The sequence below is a fragment of the uncultured Victivallis sp. genome (assembly GCA_944389935.1).
Taxonomy (GTDB): Bacteria; Verrucomicrobiota; Lentisphaeria; order Victivallales; family Victivallaceae; genus Victivallis.
On sequence record CALXOE010000048.1, the window covers coordinates 12,947 to 32,570 of the forward strand.

16 protein-coding genes and 1 pseudogene are annotated in these 19,624 nt (G+C 60.0%); 8 read left to right on the top strand and 9 right to left on the bottom strand.

Annotated elements, in window-relative coordinates; all coding sequences use genetic code 11:
* The first annotated feature begins 521 nt into the window (after positions 1 to 521).
* The 3 genes from Q0J85_RS12795 to Q0J85_RS12805 all read left to right on the top strand — a co-directional run bounded on the left by Q0J85_RS12795 (position 522) and on the right by Q0J85_RS12805 (position 3,851).
* Positions 522 to 1,010: a hypothetical protein gene (locus Q0J85_RS12795; protein ID WP_294482341.1), complete on the top strand. Its 489-nt coding sequence runs from the start codon at positions 522 to 524 to the stop codon at positions 1,008 to 1,010.
* A gap of 365 nt (positions 1,011 to 1,375) precedes the next feature.
* Complete coding sequence (locus Q0J85_RS12800; RefSeq protein ID WP_294482344.1) at positions 1,376 to 2,044, top strand: hypothetical protein; 669 nt, start codon at positions 1,376 to 1,378, stop codon at positions 2,042 to 2,044.
* A 4-nt stretch (positions 2,045 to 2,048) separates the two neighbouring features.
* Positions 2,049 to 3,851: a right-handed parallel beta-helix repeat-containing protein gene (locus Q0J85_RS12805; protein ID WP_294482346.1), complete on the top strand. Its 1,803-nt coding sequence runs from the start codon at positions 2,049 to 2,051 to the stop codon at positions 3,849 to 3,851.
* 21 nt (positions 3,852 to 3,872) lie between these two features.
* Here Q0J85_RS12805 and Q0J85_RS12810 read toward each other — a convergent pair whose 3' ends face one another.
* From Q0J85_RS12810 to Q0J85_RS12850, 9 genes are all read right to left on the bottom strand, one after another.
* Positions 3,873 to 5,747, bottom strand: coding sequence for an O-antigen ligase family protein (locus Q0J85_RS12810; protein WP_294482347.1), 1,875 nt, complete (start codon positions 5,745 to 5,747; stop codon positions 3,873 to 3,875).
* Positions 5,744 to 6,592 carry a formyltetrahydrofolate deformylase gene (purU, locus tag Q0J85_RS12815; protein WP_294482349.1) on the bottom strand — a complete coding sequence of 283 codons (849 nt, stop codon included), beginning with the start codon at positions 6,590 to 6,592 and terminating at the stop codon, positions 5,744 to 5,746. The genes Q0J85_RS12810 and purU overlap by 4 nt, the downstream gene beginning before the upstream one ends.
* A 102-nt stretch (positions 6,593 to 6,694) precedes the next feature.
* Entirely contained in the window at positions 6,695 to 8,065 is a 1,371-nt protein-coding gene (locus Q0J85_RS12820; RefSeq protein WP_294482350.1) for a cation:proton antiporter, read from the bottom strand.
* 140 nt (positions 8,066 to 8,205) lie between these two features.
* Positions 8,206 to 9,867, bottom strand: coding sequence for a DNA repair protein RecN (gene recN / locus Q0J85_RS12825; RefSeq protein ID WP_294482352.1), 1,662 nt, complete (start codon positions 9,865 to 9,867; stop codon positions 8,206 to 8,208).
* A 26-nt stretch (positions 9,868 to 9,893) separates the two neighbouring features.
* The gene (locus tag Q0J85_RS12830; RefSeq protein WP_294482354.1) at positions 9,894 to 10,772 is read right to left on the bottom strand and encodes a ribokinase; all 879 of its coding nucleotides are present in this window, start codon (positions 10,770 to 10,772) and stop codon (positions 9,894 to 9,896) included.
* On the bottom strand, positions 10,769 to 13,033 hold the full coding sequence (locus Q0J85_RS12835; protein WP_294482356.1) for an AMP-binding protein: 2,265 nt from the start codon (positions 13,031 to 13,033) through the stop codon (positions 10,769 to 10,771). The genes Q0J85_RS12830 and Q0J85_RS12835 overlap by 4 nt, the downstream gene beginning before the upstream one ends.
* Positions 13,034 to 13,041: 8 nt before the next feature.
* Positions 13,042 to 13,659 (bottom strand): MBL fold metallo-hydrolase, encoded by a 618-nt coding sequence (locus tag Q0J85_RS12840; RefSeq protein ID WP_294482358.1) that lies wholly within the window; start codon positions 13,657 to 13,659, stop codon positions 13,042 to 13,044.
* A gap of 2 nt (positions 13,660 to 13,661) precedes the next feature.
* Entirely contained in the window at positions 13,662 to 14,645 is a 984-nt protein-coding gene (locus tag Q0J85_RS12845; RefSeq protein ID WP_294482361.1) for an ROK family protein, read from the bottom strand.
* An 18-nt stretch (positions 14,646 to 14,663) separates the two neighbouring features.
* A complete protein-coding gene (locus tag Q0J85_RS12850; RefSeq protein WP_294482363.1) occupies positions 14,664 to 15,656 on the bottom strand; it encodes an ROK family protein in 993 nt (330 codons plus the stop codon).
* A gap of 113 nt (positions 15,657 to 15,769) precedes the next feature.
* On the opposite strand from Q0J85_RS12850, the gene Q0J85_RS12855 reads away from it, so the two are divergent.
* The 5 genes and pseudogenes from Q0J85_RS12855 to Q0J85_RS12875 form a co-directional block, all read left to right on the top strand.
* Positions 15,770 to 16,564: a MotA/TolQ/ExbB proton channel family protein gene (locus tag Q0J85_RS12855; protein ID WP_294482364.1), complete on the top strand. Its 795-nt coding sequence runs from the start codon at positions 15,770 to 15,772 to the stop codon at positions 16,562 to 16,564.
* Positions 16,565 to 16,975, top strand: coding sequence for a biopolymer transporter ExbD (locus tag Q0J85_RS12860; RefSeq protein ID WP_294482366.1), 411 nt, complete (start codon positions 16,565 to 16,567; stop codon positions 16,973 to 16,975).
* Positions 16,976 to 17,896: a TonB family protein gene (locus Q0J85_RS12865; protein WP_294482368.1), complete on the top strand. Its 921-nt coding sequence runs from the start codon at positions 16,976 to 16,978 to the stop codon at positions 17,894 to 17,896.
* Positions 17,897 to 18,050: 154 nt separating this feature from the next.
* On the top strand, positions 18,051 to 19,124 hold the full coding sequence (locus Q0J85_RS12870; protein ID WP_294482371.1) for a hypothetical protein: 1,074 nt from the start codon (positions 18,051 to 18,053) through the stop codon (positions 19,122 to 19,124).
* 127 nt (positions 19,125 to 19,251) lie between these two features.
* Positions 19,252 to 19,624, top strand: a pseudogene (locus Q0J85_RS12875) (ATP-dependent RecD-like DNA helicase); the annotation flags it as partial.

The following is a 19,624-nucleotide window of genomic DNA, read 5'->3' on the forward strand; positions in this document are numbered from 1 at the left end:
AAATCAATGTATTAGCCAACGGCTCTGCGTAAATTCTCAAGTGTGAAATGGGCTTTCCAACAATTTGATTTGATAACATCCAAAAAATTGCGCATATTTTCCTATACGGGAATTGCTGTTTACCAAAATGCCATTTCAGCTTGAAATGCCCTGAAAGTGGGAATGTCATGTATGGGAATAAATGGTTCGGTTTTTCAGTAAAAAAACGGGTAACACTTTTCTCTATGTTCATAAATTGACAGTCAATATGATGCAGCATGGTATCATATCCGGCTGCAAGAATGAAATCGCATAGAGAAATGTGATTGCAAACCGGAATTGAAAATTGGGTGGCGTAACCGCATCATCATTAAAAGGTGGCTGTAGACTCAAGGAACGTTCAACAAGCGGATGAGCCCGGCATCTTCCGGAAACCATCACCTCGGAGCTTGCATTCAGCATTCCTCGGAGTATAGTAACTCGAGGACTTTTACATCAATCATCCAATTAAGTTGTCCGATCTAGTAGGAATAAGGCACATTATGAGTATGTCATTGCAGCAATTAGAGAACTTTATAGATCGGAGTGATTTTCAAAGTTTTGAAGAAAATCTTTTTTCTCAAATAGGAGAGCAATATACGAAAGAAAGATATTCGATAACCTATGATTTTATTTCGTGTGTTAATTGGGATTACGAAGATCTATTGAAGTTCTTCATAAATAACAAAGATAAATTGAGTGTTTATTGTATATATTTTTATAAGAAGTATTTAAATGTTTCAGTAGATCAAGATCAGGATTATCCAAAAGGTGAAGGTGTGGAGGAATGCGATATAATCACCGAAAGATTACCATTTTGGAAAGGTAGTACAATTAGAATATTTTGTTATTTCTATTATCTTCAAAACAAAGATTATAAAGGCTTGGAAGCATTGATAAGAAAATGTAAGATCTCTCAGTGCAGGAAATTCATGAAAGAACTGATTGGCCTTTGGAATGTTTGTTTCGATAATGAAGAAAGTGCATCCTAATGTTGAACTGCCGCAAGAGGTTAGCAACCAGGAATTGAAAATAGACCAATGTGTTCAAATTCCCATTAGAAAATGGTTGTAGACTCTAGGGACGTTCAACGGTTGAATGATTTCGAAACCATCACCTCGAAGAATGATAAAAAATAATTAGCATACCAAAACAAGTAAAATTCAAACCCAAAAGCAACCTCATATTGCAGGAAACCCTATTCCAATCTTAAAATAAAGCATAATAATACCGATTTGTCTTGCATAGTGTTAATTGGTAATAAAAAAACTTTATAAATACAGTATTGGCATAAAATGACCTAAGAAATCAGCTTTTTGAGGTCAATATAATAGCGATCATCGCGATTCTCGCTTCGATGCTGCTGCCGGCGCTGAATCAGGCGCGGGCGACGGCGAAAAAGACGGCCTGCCTGAACAATCTGCGCCAGTCGTTGAGCGGGATCAATTTTTATGCAGACGATTTCAAGGGCGTATTCAACTGCGTTATCAACCACACCGGCGGTTCAGATAAATCAGATAACTGGGTTTCAGTGCTCTACGGCGGCGACTACTACAAATTCCCGGAATACATCAAAAACCGGAAAGCTTTCATCTGCCCCGCGGCGGTCATGCCGAAAGTTTCCCATCGGAACACCGCATTTGCGATGTACAACCGCCGTCGTGACGATACCTATTATCAGAAAAAAGAGTATTTCGGGGACTTCTGCGTCAAGAATGCGAACGGGTTCGTCTCTTACGCGCAGGACAAATTCCGGCAGCCCTCACAGTTCGTTCTGCTGGCGGACTCCTACTGCGGCGATATGAGTTCGAGTTACTTCGGGATGCCCTACTACTATTTTTCGCCGATGAAAATCGACAGCCTGACCTCGGGCGCCGGGCTTCAGCTGTTTCACCAGAACCGCTCGACCGTCGGATTCGTCGACGGTCATGCGGGAACGATGAATGCGCAGGAACTCTACGAGTCTCCCGCAAAAATCACCCACACGTTCGATCAGAACGGAATCCCCCAGAACATCGAGGAATGAGATCATGATGAAGAGATGGCTTCCCTCTTTCTTTCTGTTTGCCTGTCTGGCTGTTCCGGCGCTCCGGGCGGCGGAGCTACCGGCCCGTCCGGAAAATCTGCAGCAGGTTCTCGACCGCCTCGCACCGGGAGACACGGCCGTTCTGGCTCCGGGGGTTTACTACGGACCGTTCACGTTGAATAAAACCGGGGAAAAGGATCTTCCCATCACGATCCGGGCCGATCGAACGGAACGCGGCCGCGTGGTGCTGACCTGTGCCGACCGGACACTCCGGGAGGGAAAGTCCAGATGGAAACTCGAAGACCGGGAAACGGGGCTCTACAGTGTTCCGTTCGATCATAACCCGGTCCGGGTGCTCTACTCCGGGACCGACCTCATGCCGTATTCCACTCTGGACGGGCTGAAGAACTTCACGCTGCTGACCGGCTGTCCCGGACCGGAACACGGCTTCTTCTACGAGCCCGCCGAAAAGAAACTCTACGTCCGGCTTCATGCGACGAAATACGGTTCCCCCGATCCGAACCGGCACCTGATCGCGGCGGCGCCCGTGACCTCCCCGGGCTACAACGGGGAGAAGATCACCCGGCCCGAACATGCGAATCTGACCATCCTGCCCCGGGGAGAGGGATACATCGTGATCGACGGAATCACATTCGAGACGCCGGGCGCCGCCGCCGTGCTGACCTACGCTTCGGACGTGGTCGTGCGCAACGCCTGGTTCGACGGCTGCCGGTTCGGCGTATTCGGCGGGGGAAAACGGGAGGAGCTTCCCGCCCGCGTGACCATCGAACATACGCTCTACCATCACACCCCCGCGTTTGAAGACGTGGCGGACCTGATCGCCAAATATGCAAAGACTCCCGTCTACGGAAAATACTCGATCTTCTGGTGGCATCGCAAGGGAAGTTACGGCAACTACGATGTCATGAAAAACTACGAAACCGGCATTGCGGGCGGAATCGGCAGGGAGTGGATCATCCGACGCAATCTCATCTCCGACGCATTCGAGGGGCTCTCCACCTGGGGCAACTCATGGAGCAGCGGGCTGCTGGTCACTGAAAACGTGTTTGAAAACATCGTGGACAATGCGCTCGAAGCGGAGAATCACGCCGCGAACATGACGATCCGCCACAATGTGTTCAAAAACTGCTTTGAAGCGATTTCATGGCAGCCGCTGGACGGGAAACCGTGGCCCGGTCCCGTTTTCGTCTACGACAATCTCTTCTACACCACACCGGAATTCCGGGCGATCTGGCCATGGCGCCCGTCGGTTTTCAAAATCGGCGCGAGCGACCGCAACTGGACCAAGAAACATATGGGTTCGGTCAAGGAGAACGAACCGCGCAGGCCGGAGTCGAAACGGTTCGCCTATTCGCCCGGCGTCGGATTCCTCGCATTCAACAACACGATCTTCCACGAACACGGAAATTTCTTCAACAAACCCGGTCCGCTGGAGCGCGAACTGGTGAATTTCCGGTTCTTCAACAACATCATCGTCACAGCGGCATTCCACAAGAATCCGAAATACCGCGGCAGCCTGATCGAGTTCTACAACAATCTGGTCGTCTCGCCCGGCAATGCCGAACAGTCGGTACTGCTCGCGGGCGCGGGAGGGAAAGTGCTGGACAGCGTGGAGGCACTGCGGCTGAAAGCACCGGCCGACTACGACTTCACGCCGCTCGCGGACAGCCCCGTCCGCGGGGCGGGCACCACGGCGATCCACCCGGAATCCCACGCCGACATCGGCGCGATCCCGGTCGGCGGAACGTGGACGATGCCGCGGGTCGGACCGCTCACGGCAGAGTGAGTTTCCCCGGAATGACGGGCGCTATTGCGGGAACTCCACTTCCGGATAGCGCTCTTTGAGTTCCTCGGTGTATTTGGGATTACCCGGGAAGCGGCGGCACGCCTCGAGCAGAAACCGTTTTGCCTCCTCGCGGTTGCCGCGCATGCGTTCGATCCGCGAAAGCCGCTCGTAGGTCGACGGACGGGCCGAGGTGCGTTTCATCGCCTCCCGGTAACAGCGCTCCGCGTTCCGCACATCGCGAACCGCCAGATAAAAATCGCCCGCGCTCTCCCACGGGAACGGCGAATACGGACGGAGTTCAACCGCGTTCCGAAGCGCCCGCTCGACTCCCGCCGGAGTCGGGCGCAGCTTCAGGTCATCCGTCGACTGCGGCTGAATCAGTTTGAGCAGATCGTCGAACGCCTGCTCCGACCGCATGACATAAATCCCCCCGCCGAACGCCGTCGCGCCGAGCACCGCTCCGGGCAGCAGCCACAGCAGCCGGGCCGCCCCCCGACACCGGACGGGGACGGAATCCGGAGACTCTTCCCGGACCTCCGCGCCGCCCGCGTCCGACTCCGATTCCGGACGGATCAGGGCCGCCACGAGCAATCCCCCGGAGATCGCCATATTCGCCGGAATCTGCAGATCGACATCCATCAAAGCATGCAGCAGAAACGCAACTTCCCCCCAGAACACCGCCTGTTCAAATCCGCCCGCCCGGCGGCGCAGTACCCGGCGTCCGAGTTCCCACATCGGCCAGCAGAGAATCAGAACCACCAGCAATCCGGCGGGGACTCCCGCCTGCGTCGCAAAGGAGGCGACGATATTGTGCGGATCATGCGCCGCCTCATCCGTGTCGGAAGTCTTGAGCTCCATGTGCCGATAGAAAAATCCGCCCCAGCCATATCCGGCGACCGGTTTCTCGATCACCATCCGCGCAGATGTTTTGAGGTAATCGACCCGCTCTTCCACCGATCCGAATCCGCGCCCGACGTAGTTTGCGAACAATGCCCCGCCCGCGATCACCGCGACCGCGGCGAGAATCAGCCCCGCGCGCCAGAGTCTGCGCATCGGCAGCGTCAGCACGAACCCGCCCGCCGCCAGCACCGCCGCGAGCAGCGCGCCGCGCCCGCGCGTCAGAAGCAGGACCGCGCCGAGCAATACGCATCCGATTCCGCAGAGCAGCGGTTTCGACACCCTCGCCGGCTCGAACCGTTCCCCGGCGACCCACAATCTCCACCCCGCCAGCGGCAGCAGCAATATGAGATAACCCGCCAGCACATTGCAGGAGGCGAAAGAGCCGAACACACGGTCGTCCTCGAGTTTGCTGCGCATGACGTTACCGAGCCGGATTCCCGCCTCATACTGCTGCTGCATGAAATCCCGCATTTCGGCGAATCCGACAAAATACTGCCGCAATCCGGCATAGACCGCGTATCCCGCCCCCGCCAGCAGCAGCCAGACATAGATTCCGCGCCACTCGGGCCGGTTCGAGAGCACGAGGTAGAGCGCCCAGAGGTACGCGCCGATCCCGGCAAGGTGGAAGATCTCCCAGATCGCGTAGTCGAGCGTCTCGCAGTTCAGCAGCCCCGGCAGCGCCGCGATCGGCAGTCCGAACGCCCACAACAGCGCACACCGCCCCGCCGCGCTCCGGAACGGCGGAGACTTCAGCCGCCATCCGAACGCCGCCAGCGCCGCAAACAGCGCCACCCCGGAAAAGAGCCCGAAACTGTGCGCCGGCCAGGTGATGTCGATGTAGGCGGACCAGTATCCGGGAAAGAAACTCGTCGCCTCCGGCATGACAGCCAGCCCCGCGAATTTCGCCGGCAGCAGCAGCGTCAGAAGCCCGAGGAATCCGGCCGCCGCTATTTGCGCGACTCCGGCTCTGCTGTTCTGTTGCGGTTGTTTTTTCATGAGAACACGATGGTCCTGCGGCCGGAGACAATGACGCGGTGTTCAAGGTGCGCCCGGACTGCGCGGGTCAGCACACGCCGCTCAATGTCCTTGCCGATCTGTTTGAGATCTTCCGGCATATCCATGTGGCTGATGCGCTCGACGTCCTGCTCGATGATCGGCCCCTCGTCGAGATCGGCCGTCGCATAATGGGCGGTTGCGCCGATCATCTTGACGCCGCGTTCCCACGCGCGCTCATAGGGGTTCCCTCCCTGAAACGCGGGCAGGAACGCATGGTGGATATTGATGATCCGCTGCGGATAACGCGCGATGAAGTCGTCCGACAAAATCTGCATGTAGCGCGCCATGACCACCAGATCAATGCGGTGGCTGCGCAGCAGATCGAGCACTTTCGCCTCCTGCTCGGCTTTCTTTCCCTTCTCCATCGGGCAGCAGAAATAGGGGACATTGAACCGGTCCGCCACGTACTCGAGGTCCGGATGGTTGCTGATGATAAGCGGGATGTTGCAGACCAGATCCCCCTCGTCCGCGTGCATGAGCAGGTCGTAGAGACAGTGCGACGCTTTCGACACCATCAATGCGACGTTCTGCTTCGCCTCGAGGTGGTGAACGGAATATTCGAGTTCGAGTTTTCCGGCGAACTTCGCGAACGCCTCTTCCAGCTCCCGGCGCGTGATTTCGGCATTGAGCTCCAGCGCGATCCGCATGAAGTAGCGCCCCGCCCGGATATCCGAAAACTGCCGGCACTGGAGGATATTGAAGCCGCTGTTGTAGAAGAAACTCGAAATCTCGGCCAGCAGTCCTTTCCGGTCGGCCGTCTGAATCAGGAACACCACCTGTCGCATCGATCTTATTTTCCCACTGTTGAGGTTGACTTTTTCAAAACATAGCACGTTTCGCGTATTTTTGCCACCATTTCCGCGGAAAACCGCACGGGAAAGCTTCGTTCAAAGCAGTTCGTCCTGCCGATCTTCGTCCGGAACCGGATAGGCCTCCTCGGCCTCCTCGGAGAATGTCATCTTCGTCCTCGTGATGATAAGCCGCACGAGCGTCGGGATCGGCAGCGTCGTCACGATCGAGAGGATGATGATCGCATTGAAGAAATTGTTGTCCAGCATGCCGAGATTCCTGCCGATCGCCGCGGCGGCGAGCGTCGCCGAGAGCTGCGGAACCGTCATGAGCCCCGCGCAAAGCCCCTCGGAGTTCGAGAATCCGGAGATACGCATCGCGAGCCACCCCGAAACGATCTTGCTACCGACAAGCCCGAGCACCGTAAAGAGAATGATCGAAAGATTCCCCGCCTCCCCGAACGCCCGGAAGTCGGTCGACATACCGATCGAGATGAAGAGGAACGGGATCAGCAGTCCGTAACCGATGCTCTCGAACCGTTCCATGAGCGGGCCGGTCGGGCCGCGGTTCTCTTTCACGAGCCGCGAGAGCGCCAGCCCCGCGATGAACGCGCCGACCACGAGATTGACTCCGAGGAACTCCCCGACCAGCACGGTTGCGAGGATCACCAGCAGCAGAATCGTGACGAGCGTATCCTCACCGGGCTTGAAGATCCGCAGCAGCAGCTTTCCGATCCGGTAGACCAGATAGACCGCGATTCCGAGATACGCGAGGACCACAAGCAGAAAGAAAGGCGTGAACCAGTTTCCGAACATCCCCGGATCGACATAATCGAAAATCGAGAGCGAACGGCTGCCCGCCCCCTCCCCTGCCGCGCCGGGAATGACACTCTGCCGTTTGAGCTGGACGCTGACCGCCAGCAGAATGATGCTCGCGATGTCCGTGATGACGGTCGAAATCAGCACCGACGCGCCGAACCGGGTCTTCGTCAATTTCAACTCGCGGATCACCGGAAAGACGATGCCGACCGAGTGCGAAGCAAAGAGACTCGCGTAAAGGAGTTTTCCGGGAAAATCGTCCGGACGGAAACAGGAGTAGACCGCATACCCGGCGATCGCCGGAACAAGAAAGGTCAGAATGCTCAATGCGATGACCGGTTTCCGCGCGGAGTTGATGAGCTTGAAATCCGCCTCCATCCCCGCCAGCGCCATCAGAAAGACCAGCCCGAGCGAACCGAACGAACTGATGAGCGAATCGAAATGCGAAACGACCGTCTCCGTCTCTCCGCCGAGAAAACGGAATGCGTCCGCCATCACACGAACCAGATCAAGGCAGTTCGGCCCGATCAGCATGCCCGCGATCAGCAGCGCGATGACCCCCGGAATCTGAAATCGCCGCAACATCAGCGGCCACAGCGTGATAACGGCGATAAAGACGATGAACAGAATCAGAAACGTATCGCTTCTCAAAAGGCACCTCCGGCGGTCATGAAGCTGTCAATCGAGGTAACCTATCGCCACTGCCGTCCGTTTTCAAGTTTCCACGGCGATTTTCCGCAGAAAAACTCTTTTCCTCCGCGAGAGCCGCCGGGACTCCACGGGCAGTGCGATCATCTCCCCGCGCGGCGCAGGATGTCGCGCGCATGGGTTTCGGCGGAAGCACCGCCGCCGAGCATGCGGCCGATCTCTTTTACCCGAGATTCGGCGTCGAGTTCGCGGCACTCGGAAAACGTGCGCCCCTCCTGCGTGTGTTTTTCGACCCGGAAGTGGCGGTCGGCCCGCGCCGCCACCTGCGCGAGGTGCGAAATGCAGAGGATCTGCCGGTTGCGCCCGAGATTGTGCAGCTCCTCCCCCACGTGGTTCGCGGTCTCGCCGCCGATGTTCACATCGATCTCGTCGAAGACGACCACCGGAATCGCGTCCGCATCGGCCAGAACCGTCTTCAATGCGAGCATAAGGCGCGACAGTTCTCCGCTCGATGCGATTTTGCGCAGCGGATGCACGCTCTCGCCGGCGTTCGCACTGAACAACAGTTCAATGCGATCCATTCCGTTCGGTCCGGGCTCAACGGCCGTGAATTCGACTTCGAGAACGCACTTCGCGAAACCGATCGCGCCGAGCTTGGAACGGACCTCGTCGGCGAATTTCGCGGCACACCGTTTCCGGAGTTCCGAGAGCTTTCCGGCAACGGCGCGCAGCTCCGTGTTCAACGCCTCGCGACGGCGGTCGAACTCCGCGCGCCGCGCGGCTGTATTGTGAAAGAGTTCGAGCCGCCCGGCCGCCTCCTCCCGCCGTTCCAGCACCTGCTCGAGCGTCGGCCCGTAACGCCGCTTGAGCGTGAAAAGCTCCCCGAGCCGACTCTCCATCGCCGCGAGCGCCTCAGGATCAAGTTCGACCTTGTCGGCCAGTTCCGAGATGCGGTTCGAGAGCGCGCCGATCTCCTCCTGAATCCGGTCGCACTCCTCGAGCAGCCCCTCCGCAAGCGCCTCGTCGATGCGGGAGAGTTCCAGAAGTTTGCGGTAGACGCCCCCCATCCGGTCGGAAACGGAATCCTCCGCCTCGGTCAGCGCCGCAGTCAGATGTCCGGCCGTCTCGAGCACCTGCCGGGAGTTCCCCGCGATCCGGAACCGGGCGGAGAGCTCCTCATCCTCGCTGGGCGCGGGATTGACCTTGTCGATGTCCTCGAGCACGAGCTCGAGGCGGCTGCGTTCGGATTCGTCCGGGATGTTCCGGTCGAACTCCTCGCGTTCACGTGCGAGGGCGTCGAGTTCTGCGCAGATGCGGCGGCATTCGGCGACCATCTCCTCCGCACCCGCGTAACGGTCGAGCATCTCGAGCTGGCGGGCGGGATGGGTGAGTGAGAGCTGCTCATTGGCTCCGTGCAGGTCAAGGAGCTGTTCGCCGACGGCGGCGAGCAACCGGGCGCTGACCGGCGTATCGTTCACAAAATTCCGCACATTCGACTGCCCGATCACGCGACGGAACTGCAGCGGTTCGGCCGGGTCGAACGGGATCTCCGCCGGGCCGAGAATCGCTTCGACGGCAGGAACCAGCCGCTCCGGCACCGTGAAGCTCCCGGCGACGACGCACCGGTCGCAGCCGGTCCGGATCACGCCGCGATCGACCCGGCCGCCGAGCAGCAGCTCGACCGCCCCCATCAGGATCGACTTGCCCGCGCCCGATTCGCCGGTGACGACGTTGAATCCGGGTCCGAACTCCAGTTCGGCCTCCTCGATCAGCGCGAAATTCGTGATTTTCATGTAGGTCAGCATCGTTCACACACCTGCGGAAACATTTCTTACGCCAGCTCCCTCCGGAACGGGATCGACTCCGCCGCGCCGGGACGGCTGACCGTGATCGCCGAGGCGCGAGTCGCCAGTTCCATCGCCTCTTTCAGCGCCATCCCCTCGAGCAGTCCGGCAAAGAGATAGCCGATGAACGTGTCGCCCGCGCTCGTGGTATCGACCACCTCGGCGGGGAACGGCGGGATGGTCACCATCGTCCCGTCGTCGCCGAGAAACGCCGAACCGGCCTTGCCGAGCGTCAGAATCACACGGCAGTGCGGATAGTTCGACTTCAGCGTCGCGAGGATCGCCTCGGGATTCTCCACGCCGGCCACTCCGGCGCCCTCGATCTCGTTCACGATGAGGTAACTGAGCAGTTCGAGCGGAAGCCGCGCAGCATCCTCCGGATCGAACGGCGCGAAGTTGAACGCGACCGGAATCCCCCGATCGTGCGCCCGGCGGAACACCTGATCGATCGAATTGATCTCATTTTGCAGCAGCAGAATCCCCCCCTCGGCCGCATCGAGCGCGGAATCGATCTCCGTTTCCGAGATCTCCCGATTCGCGCCGCCGTAGAGCAGAATCGCATTTTCGCCTTTCGCATCGACCTGAATCACCGCGTGCCCGGTCGGGGTCTCCCCCTCGGCCACGAGCGAGACGTCGACGCCCGCTTTTTCAAGCATATCGCGCAGCATTCCGCCGTCGCGCCCGATCTTTCCGGCGTGCATGACCGGCGCCCCGGCCCGCGCGAGCGCGATCGACTGGTTCAACCCCTTGCCGCCGCAGCCGACCGAGTACCCGGCGGAACTCAGCGTCTCCCCGGGACGGACAAAGTGGTCGACCCGGTAAACGTGGTCGAGATTCAACGAACCGAGACAGACGATCTTCTTCATGCAAGCTCCTCCGCAAGTTTTTTGAGTCGGGTCAAATCAAGTTTGCCGCTGCCGAGCAGCGGAAGATGGTCGATCTTCACGAAATCCTCCGCTTTCGGAATCCACAGATTCGGCAGCTTCTCTGCGCGCAGACCCTCGATCAGCGCCGCCGGATCAAAATCATCCGCCGTGTAAAACACCACGAGCCGTTCTCCCCGTTTCGGATCGGGGCGGCCGGTGACCGCGACTTCACGCTCCTCACGGCCGCGCAGCGCGGCGATCGCCTGTTCCACAAGTTCATGAGGGACCATTTCCCCGCCGATTTTGCTGAAACGCGAAGCGCGCCCGGTGATGTAGACGTAACCCTCGCGATCGATCCGGGCGATGTCGCCGGTGTTGTAGTAGCCGTTCTGAATGACGCGGGCGGTCTGCTCCGGATCGTTCAGATACCCTTTCATAACCGTGCCGCTCTTGACCTGCATGAGCCCCGGCGAATCGGGCCCGAGTTCGACGCCGCTCTCGGGGTCGACTACCCGCACGTGGATGCCCGGCAGCGGAATGCCGATGCTCCCCGGATGGTGCGCCCGCTTCCCGAGCAGGTAAATCGAGTTGCACAAATTGATCGTCACGATCGGCGAAAGCTCCGTGCAGCCGTACCCCTCGATGATCTCGAGCCCGGTCATATCGCGGAATTTCGCCGCGAGTTCGGGGCGCAGTTTTTCCGCGCCGGTGATGACCAGGCGCAGGGTCTTGAGCTGGGCCGGCGTCGCCTTGCGCAGATACCCCTGCAGAAACGTCGGCGTGGCGGTCAGCAGCGTGATGCCGAACGTTTCGATCGCTTTCACCACCCCGGCCGCATCGAGCGGATTCGGCAGATAGATCACCGGCGTTCCCGAGAGCGCCGGGAACGCGAACTCAACCGTAAACCCGTAGGCGTGGAACAGCGGCAGATTTCCGACGATCCGGTCGCGTCTGCTCCAGAGAATCATGCGCCAGAAAGCCCACAAATCGCAGTTGATGTTGCGATGGGTCAGTTGAACCGCCTTCGGTTTCCCGGTCGAACCGCTCGAGAAGAGCAGCACCGCCTCGAGCCCGACATTGAACGCGCTGCGGGGAGCCAGACGACGCATGAGCATCCGGAACGGCATCAGGGCGCAGAGCAGCGCGGTCTGCCGTTTTTCGGCAGGCGTAACCTGAGCGGCCACATCTTCGAGGATGACCATCTCCGGCGTTTCGCTCCAGTTGAGTTTGCGCAGAAATTTGCGGCTTGTGAGAATAGATTCGACGCCGGCCCTCCGGAGGGAGTCGAGTGCGACCTCGGCCCCGGCACTGAAGTTGACCACCGCGGGGGTCCGATCCGCGAACAGAACGCCGAACATCGCCGCGGTCATCGCCGTGCAGTTCGGCAGCAGGACGCCGATGTAACGCGACTCACTCTTGAGTTCGCGAACGCGACGTGAGAGGATCGCGGCCCGTACGAGCATTTCAAAATTGGAGCATTTCGTTCCGTTCGCATCGAGATAGGTCACTTCAAACGGGTGTCGTTTCGCCCGCTTTGCAAACGCGACATGCAGCGGCAGTTCCCCCGGCTGCGGGGCCGCCTCCGCCTCCGCCCCGAGTTCGGAGATGAGCTGCCGGAGTTCAAACGCCGAAAGCGCCGGGGAGGCCGGGCGGCCCACTTTTAAACTGAAGTTCAGCGGGAGCGTGAGCGGAGGACGGTATTTGAGCCTGCCGTTGTGAAGCGTGAAAAGCCGCCCCCAGAGCATGCCGATCCGCACCGGAATGACCGACACCTCGACGCCCGCGGGCAGCAGCGGCCCGACGCCGGAGCGGAAACGCATCAGTCCGCCGTTCCCGGAGATGCTCCCCTCGGGGAACAGACAGAGTACGCCTCCGCGCCGCAGCTCGCCGCGCACCCGCAGGAAGAAGCGGTGCATCGCTTTCGGGTGCGAAATCGACGGAACCCGGATCACCCCGAGATACCAGAAAAGAAAGCGGGTCGGAACGAAGTCGAGAATCTCCTGCCGCACCATGAACCGGACCGGACGGCGGGAGATCGACTGAATCAGCAGCATGTCGATCAGGGAAACATGATTCGACACCAGCAGGACCGGCCCGGAGTCGGGAATGTTCTCCACCCCCTCAATCCGCAGACGCAGAAACGTGTGCCGCAGAAACCAGACGATCAGCTTCAACGTGAACGACGGGCGCAGAAACAAAATCAGCACTCCGGGCAGAACCAGAATCGCCACCACGATGGAACAGATCGTAAGGATATCCATAAGTTTTTTCACTCCAGTGATTTCAGTTTTTCCCGGAACTCCTCGAGCGTCGCGCAGCGCAAATAGGGATTGCGCTCTTTCTCCTCGCCGAGCGTTCGGAACGGGACTTCGCCGTAGTCATGTCCGGAGTAGATCACAAGCGAATCCGGCAGCGGCAGAATCTTCTTCCGGATCGTGTCGAACATCTCCTTTGAGCGGCAGAATCCGACACAGCCGATGAAAAGCGTATCCCCCGTGAAAAGCGCCGAATCGTCGGAGAGCCGGAATGAGATCGAATCGCGCGAGTGGCCGGGCGTGGCGATCGCCTCGATCCACCCCTCACCGAACGGAAGTTTCCGGCCGTTGTACAGTTTGATTTCCCCCGCGAGCGGATGGGTCGGATGACTCGCGACCGGGGCGAGGAAAAAACTCCGCACCTCGCCGAGACACTCCGAGTGATCCTGATGACCGTGGGTCAGCAGGATGTATCGCGGCGTGATTGTTCCGGCCGCCTCGACGGCGCGGCGGATGACATTGCAATCCCCGGTCGGATCGACCAGTGCCGCGTCGCCGTTCTCCGCGACGATGAGATAGGAGAAGTTGTGGTCGTAACCACCGACCGGAAGCTGTTCCACCCGAAACGCCATCGTCAGAACTCCCCGAGCGCCAGCGCCAGCGCCGCGTAGTCGCCGATCGCCTCGCCGAGAGCGGCCGGGACGACCCGGCACTGCGCGGCGGCGGCGGGAAGCGCCTCTTCGGCAATGCTGCGCTCCATGGCCGGGCGCAGCAGCCTTTCCGAACGTGCGAAAATGCTGCCGATCACGATCCGCTCCGGGTTCAGGAGGTCGATCAGGAGAGCCAATCCACGCCCGAGATAGCGTCCGCACTCCTCGTAAACAGCGAGTGCGAGCGGGTCGCCCGCCTCGGCCGCATCGCCGACAATTTTCGCATTGAGTCCGGCCAGAGCGTCAATCGAAGCGCACCATGCGACTTTTTTTCCGAGCTGAAGCTGTTCGCGCGCCCGAATCGCCGCGAGCTGCGCAATGCCTCCGCCGGAGCAGAACCCCTCGAACGAGCCGCTCTTTCCGAACCCGACCGGACCGACCGGAGCGAGACGGATGTGCCCGCACTCACCGGCCGAGTCACCGATTCCGCTGTAAAGCCTGCCGTCGAGGATCAATCCCGCGCCGAGCCCCGTCCCGAATGTCAGGAAAATCATGTTCCGCACGCCGCGCCCGGCCCCGAACCGCCACTCCGCGACTGCACAGGCATTCGCATCGTTCTGAAGCCGGACGGGAATCCCGAGCTCATGCTCGAGAATCTCCACCGCCGGAACAGCATCCCAGCCCGGCAGGTTCGGGGGAGAAAGAATGACGCCCCGACGGCTGTCGAGCGGTCCTCCGCAGGAGACGCCGCATCCCTGCACCGATCCGGGAGCGACGCCGTGACGGGAGCAGAGCTCTCTCCCGGACCGGGCGAGCATTTCGAGACACGCCCGCGCCCCCCCCGCCTCCGCCGTCGCAAACCGGGTTTTGTCGAGGATCTCAATTTCGCCGGCGGAATCGGCCGCTCCGAGAATGCAGGCGCATTTGGTTCCGCCGATGTCGACGCCGAGCAGGAATTTCCGTTCCATAGAGACCCCTCTTCCGGCTCAGGCGCGCTTTTCTTCCTGCTCTTTGAGATAGTTCAGCGCCGCGGCGACGCCCGCGTAGTAGCCGATGTCGCGCCGGAGTTCCGAGGGGACGAGTTCGCACGCCTCCATCGGCTCCTTCCAGCAGAATTGCGGCAGATACTTCTTGATCGGATCGGTGTAGAGGTCGCCGACCGCCCACGCGAGCGTGCCGAGCACGAGCCGTTCCGGATTGAAGATGTTGATGAACATGCCGAACGCCTGGGCGTTGCGCAGACTCATCTCATCCCAGAGCGCCATGGCATAGGGGTCTTTCGCCCGAACGGCCTTTTCGAGCGGGATCATGTCGATCGCGTTCACATTGCCGCCGACGAGCTGCATGATCATGCTGTCCGGGCGGTCGCGCAGCTCCTCCTGCATGCGCTGCGCGAGAGCACGGCCGCCGGCATACGCCTCATAGCATCCCTTGAGCCCGCAGTTGCACTGGCGTCCGCCGAGTTCGACGCAGATATGCCCGAGTTCTCCCGCGCTCAGCGCGCGGCCGCCGCGGACGAGATGATTCGCAGCGATGATGCCGCCGCCGATGCCGGTGCTCATCGTGAGGTAGATGAAATCCCGGCAGCCGCGTCCCGCGCCGAAAAACCATTCGGCCAGTGCGCCGCAGTTCGCATCGTTCTCGAAACAGCCCGGCAGTTTCAGATTGTCGCGCAGATACTGCAGGATCGGAACATTGCGCCAGTGGCGGTTGTTGGTCGGGGCGGTCATGATGCCGTTGACCGGGTCGGCAGGGAACGGCGCGGAGATGCCGAATGCGGCGATCTGCTCCATCTTCAAACCTGCACCCGAAACGAGTTTCTTCGCCTCATCGACCATCTGCGGCAGAATGTCGTCGGGATAGGTGTCGACGTTTTCGATGCGCGCCTTGCCGAGAATCCGTCCTTCGCTCGAGCCGAGTCCGACTCCGATTTTGGTTCCGCCGACATCGAAACCGAGTACGAGTTTTTCCTGTGCCATGTTTTTTCTCCGTTTTTTTTGGATTTTATCGCAAGCATACATTTGCAGAATATAACCCCTGTATTATATTTTATAAAGGGTGCAGTTTCAACTTTCTCGGAGTTTTTTTCAATATGACGTCTTTTTCCCTCTTCCTCGCGGAGACTCCCGGAGTCTATTACGCATTTGAAAACAGCGATACGCTCGGCAAAAGCATCGTCGTCCTGCTGCTGGTGATTTCCACATTCACCTGGTCGGTCATGATCGAAAAAGGGATCTCGCTCTACCGGGCGCAGAAACTCTCCCGGCAGTTCGTCGCACGCTTCAAATCGTCCAGGAACCGGAGCGTCACAAGCCAGCAGCTTCTGCGCGAGGGTGCGGGGAACGGCAGCCCGGCCGCCCAGATCTACAATCAGGGAGTGGAGAAACTTCTGGAATTCTACGAAAGCGATCCGGCGACGTTCAGCCGGACCACGGGAGTTTCGACCCGCCCGGTCCGGCTGTCGGAAGCGCAGTACAACGCGATCGAAGCGGTTCTCATCAGCGAAGTCTCCAGGCAGGAGATCGAGCTGGAGACCCGCATCGGATTTCTTGCGACGATGGTCAGCGTGAGCCCGTTCCTCGGGCTGTTCGGGACGGTCTGGGGCGTCATGCTCGCGTTCTGCGGCATCGCGGCGGCGGGGAAATCGGACTTCTCGGCACTGGCGCCGGGCGTGGCGGGCGCGCTGCTCACCACGGTCGCGGGATTGATCGTGGCGATCCCCTCGCTCATCGGCTACAATCTGCTGACCTCGACGGTGCGCAACATCGCCACGCAGCTCGACAACTTCTCGGACGAATTCATGGCCCGGGTCAAACTCGAACAGCTCAGCATTGCGAAAGAACAGGCGAGAGAACAGGCCGCGTCGAACGGCGGGGAGACCGAATAAATGAGAGCTCGCCGCAAAAGACGGCAGATGGCCGCCATCGATCAGATCAACGTCACGCCGCTGCTGGATTTGACGTTTCTGCTGCTCATCGTCTTCATGATCACGATGCCGCTCATGGAGTACGGCACGAACATCTCCCCGCCGGAGATGAACAGCGACAAACTCCCGGAGGACAACTTCAAGAGCGTGACGCTCACGAAGAACGGCACGATCGAATTCGACAAGGAGGTCGTGACGCGCGAGGAGCTGACCGCATACCTCACCCGGCTCAAGGAGACCGCGCCGAAAACCCAGCTTCTGCTGCGGGCGGACGGCTCCCGCACCTACAACGACGTGATTGAACTCATGGCGCTGATCCGCCATGCCGGTTTCGACGATGTTTCACTGGTCACACAGGCGGAGGGGAAATAGATGAAAGAGCTGACTGTCGCGCCCCCGTTGCGGTCGGGAGAAGCTGAACCGCTGACCTCCCGGAAACTGCGCTGCACGATCGGTGTGCAGGTGGTTCTCATTCACTGTCTGGTCATCTTCGGACCGCTCGGCATGGTGCTCTATCAGAACTGGCGTTCGCCGCAGGAGAGCGCGTTCAAGGTGAAGCTCATCGGGCCGCTCTCGACTGGAGAAGAGGTCGGTCCGCCGTCGCGTCTGCGTCCGGCGGTGAATTCCGCCCCGGAACCGCCCGCGCCGTCGATCCCGGCGCCCCCGGTGCAGAAACCGGCTCCGCCGCCGCCCGTCGTCAAACCGCAGGTGCGGAAACCGACGCCGAAACCACCCGTCGTCAAGCGCCAGCAGAAGTCGACGCCGAAACCGCCCGTCGTCAAGCGCCAGCAGAAGTCGACGCCGAAACAGCAGACCACCCGCAAGGTCAGCAAACCGGCCCGGCAGACCAGTAAACCGCGCCAGCTCAGCGCGGCCGAGCAGGTCGCTCTTGCGCGGGCAGCGGCGGAGAAGCGCAGCGGCGGCAGCAACCGGAATCTCGCGGTTCCGATCGGCGACGCGGACCGGGCGCAAACCTACGGGAAACAGAACAACGCCACGCCGGGAGGCGGCGCGCAGGGAGAGGATCGCCGCTACTGGGAGCGGCTCGGAAATTACATCAAGTCCCGCTGGTCGGAACCGCCGGGGTCGCTGCTCGGAGATGCGCGGCCGCAGGTCACGATTCAGCTCTCGATCGCGGCCGACGGCCGGGTTACGAGCGCCAGAATCATCTCGCGCAGCGGCAACTCGCCGATGGATGAATCGGTGCAGCGGATGCTCGCAAATCTCGACCGGGTTCCGGCTCCGAGCAACGGCAGCACGTCGATTCAGATAATCCTGCGCACGGAAAATTGAGGAAAAATCAGGGGAGAAACCGGAAATATGCCGTTTTTTTCCGATATTTTTGCAGATTCGGCGGGGAAAAGGATTGATTTTCCGAAAAGCGGCGTTAAATTCTTCAATGTGAGATTATGTTTCGATTTGGACAGCCAGAATGAAAGGGTGAAAGATGGTCGATCCGGATAAAATCAATCAGGGCAATGCTCCCGACCAGGACAGTGACGATACCAAGACCAGGAAAACCGTGCGGCTGCGCCCCTCGGTGACACCGGCCGGGATCAACTTGACGCCGATGCCGAAAGCGCCGCTCACCGATCCTTTGAGCGGTCGCGATACCGACACCGGCAACCTCGAAGTCATGGAAGATACCCAGACCCGCCGGACCGTCAAGCTCAAACCGATCGCCACGCAGACGGGCCCGGCGATTCAGCCGAAGATCCCGGTCGTTCAGAAACCGGCCGGAGACGGTGCCAATACTCAGACCCGAAAAACGATCGTGCTGAAACCGACCGCGGTCTCACCGGCCAGCGTGAAAATCGACGGTCCCGCCGGCGCGGCGCCGTCGGACTCCGACGACACCAAGACCCGCAAGACGGTGCGGTTGCGCCCGTCGGCGGTTACGCCTGCGCAGCTGAAAGTCGCTCCTGGTTCCGAACCCGGTGAAGCAGCCGATATCGACAGCAGCGATACGATCAAGATCGCGCGTCCGACCCGGCCGGGCGGGATGATTCCGCCGAAAGTTCCGATCAAGAATGCCGCGCCGGCTGATGCGTCCAAGGCGACCATCGTCCTCCCTGGACACGGGCCGGCCATGCCCAAGCCGCAGGAAGAGCAGGCGGCGCCGTCTCACTCGCTGCCGGTAGCCAAACCGCTTCCGGCCGGGACGCTCCGGCCGCAGGTTTCTCCGCAGTCCGCGACTCCGCAGGCCGTTCCGACGATTCCGACCCCGAAAAAGGAGGAAGAGGATCTGCAGCTCAAACCGGCCGGCAGCGCGAATTCCAAACTTCCCGGCGGCGACCTCAAGACCGCCGAGGGGAAAAAAGAGGAAGCGAAGAAAGAGGAGCCTTTCGTGCCGAAGCCGAAAGCCGCGGCAGGTCCCGGGGCGCCCTCCAGACTTTACCTCGTGCTGGCGGCGGTCAGCCTCGTGCTGATTGCAGTGACGGCGACCCTGACTACGGTTCAGTATCTGAACATCTGGGAAAAGCAGAACATCACGCTGCCGCTCGTACCGCAGGCGAAGTGACGCGATATGAGACTCGATTCCCTCCGGCGCGTCCGTGCCGGAGGGGATTTTTTTGTTCCGGCGCCGAACGATCCGGGGCCGGAACGGTGAAACACTCTTTCCACTGGGATTCCAACCGGACACACGCATGACCGAACCGCAGGCACACGAGCGCACGAAACTGCGCGGCGAAATCACCCGAGTCGTTTTTGAAAACGAGGACGGGTCGTTTGCCGTCATCCGCGTTCGGGAGTCCGGAGGACGGGAGTACGCAGTCTGCGGCCCGGTCGCGGGAGTGGTCGCCGGGCAGGAGATTGAGATCACGGGCAGCTGGGAACAGCACGCGGAATTCGGCCGCCAGTTCCGGGCGGAGGAGTTCCGGATCATTCTGCCGGGAACACCGGCGGGACTCAAACGCTATCTGGGGTCCGGCATGATTCCGGGGATCGGCCCGAAAACCGCGGCTCTCATCGTCGATCACTTCGGCGACAAAACGCTCGCCATGCTCGATGCGGGGGAAA